Source organism: Paenibacillus sp. 01T422 (assembly GCF_056398785.1).
In genome coordinates, this window is sequence record NZ_JBFTQB010001211.1 from 1 (window position 1) to 1483 (window position 1483).

2 protein-coding genes are annotated in these 1483 nt (G+C 42.3%); both read right to left on the reverse strand.

Going from position 1 to position 1483, the window contains the following annotated elements:
- Positions 1-1065, reverse strand: a 1065-nt coding sequence (locus AC1DUA_RS37275) for a sensor histidine kinase (RefSeq protein ID WP_477504516.1), incomplete at its 3' end; no start/stop codon positions are given.
- On the reverse strand, positions 1043-1483 hold a 441-nt coding region (locus tag AC1DUA_RS37280; RefSeq protein WP_477504515.1), incomplete at its 5' end, for a winged helix-turn-helix domain-containing protein. The genes AC1DUA_RS37275 and AC1DUA_RS37280, both read right to left, overlap by 23 nt.

Here is a 1483-nt window from a genome sequence, read left to right on the forward strand (position 1 = left end):
ATGTTCCACGACTACACCAATGTTCCCACTCATAGGTGTGTATTTGATCGCATTGTCCAAAAGAATATACACCAGCTGCTTAATCCGCTCAATATCACCTTTAACAGACAACTCATTAGGCAAATGCGCGTCCAAAACAATGCCCTTCTGGTTGGCAATAGCTTCAAAGGCTTGGACCCACTGGCGCATCCTAGGGACTAAGTCAAAAACAACAATCTCAAATTCGACTGACCCAGAATCGGAACGCGCTAATAAGAGCAAATGCTGAACCATGTGGCTCATCCGACCTACTTCTTCTTTCATATCCATGATGACTTCTTTCGTATAGGAAGTAAAATCTTTTCCATTTTCTATCTCTATGACATCCAGTGAGGTGTTCATAATGCTTAACGGGGTCCGAAGTTCGTGTGAAGCATCCGCTAGAAATTGCTGCTGCTGCCGATATGACCGCTGAATAGGGATCATCGCCTTCTTCGACATGGTCAAGCTTAACCATACCGCTGCTATAAAAAAGATCACAAGAATAAAAAGAAACACGACCAGAAGATTTTGAAATACCTCCAAATAAAAAGTCACATCTTTAGCAACGTATATCGTACCTTTCTGGCCGTCTAGCAGAGTCGCTGGACGTGCCCCAACAAATAGCAGCCTGTCCCTATCCATTAAACTTTTACCCTCATGATGATTATGAGGAACCGAAAGCCATTTTAGGCGGAACTCGTCCTTATTGGGATGCCATTCTTGAATCGTTTCTAGATTATAGCTTTTATTCGGCGGAAAAATCTCACTGCCTTCAACCACGTTACCGCGGCTATTCACCAGATAGTAAAAGTATAAATCTGCATTATCAGAACTAGGTAGATCTGGAATCAATGGTCTGCCATTCTCCGTCGCATACATCGTAGTACGAATCGATAGACGATTTTCTCGGTATGCCATACCGCCAAAAAAGACAGAAACAATGATGGAGAACAGCACTAAGAATAGAATGATTAGCCAGGTGTAGGTAAAGGTTAACTTTCGCTCAGTTTGAACAAATACATCAGCCTTTTTCAGAAATTTCATTCTCAAATCGATAACCCACCCCCCTAATACTGTGAATCATCGGCTGTTCAAGCCCAGATTCCAATTTGTCCCGCAGCATCTTTACTGTGACATCCACATTTTTATAGGATACGTCACTGCCAACTCCCCATATGCGATCTAAAATAACTTCTCGCGTCAATACATAGCCTATGTTCTGAAGAAATAAATCAAGAAGCTGATACTCCCTCTGGCTGAGGATAATCTCTTCCTGATTTCGAAATAATTGATGGGAACTCCGGTTTAATGAAAATGTTCTGAATGCCACAACATCCGATTGAATAGGAGCAAAATTGCGCCGTTTCAAGGAACGAAGACGCGCGAGTAATTCATCCATCTCAAAAGGTTTCGTTATGTAATCGTCCGCTCCGGCATCCAAACCGACAATCTTGTCTTGTAG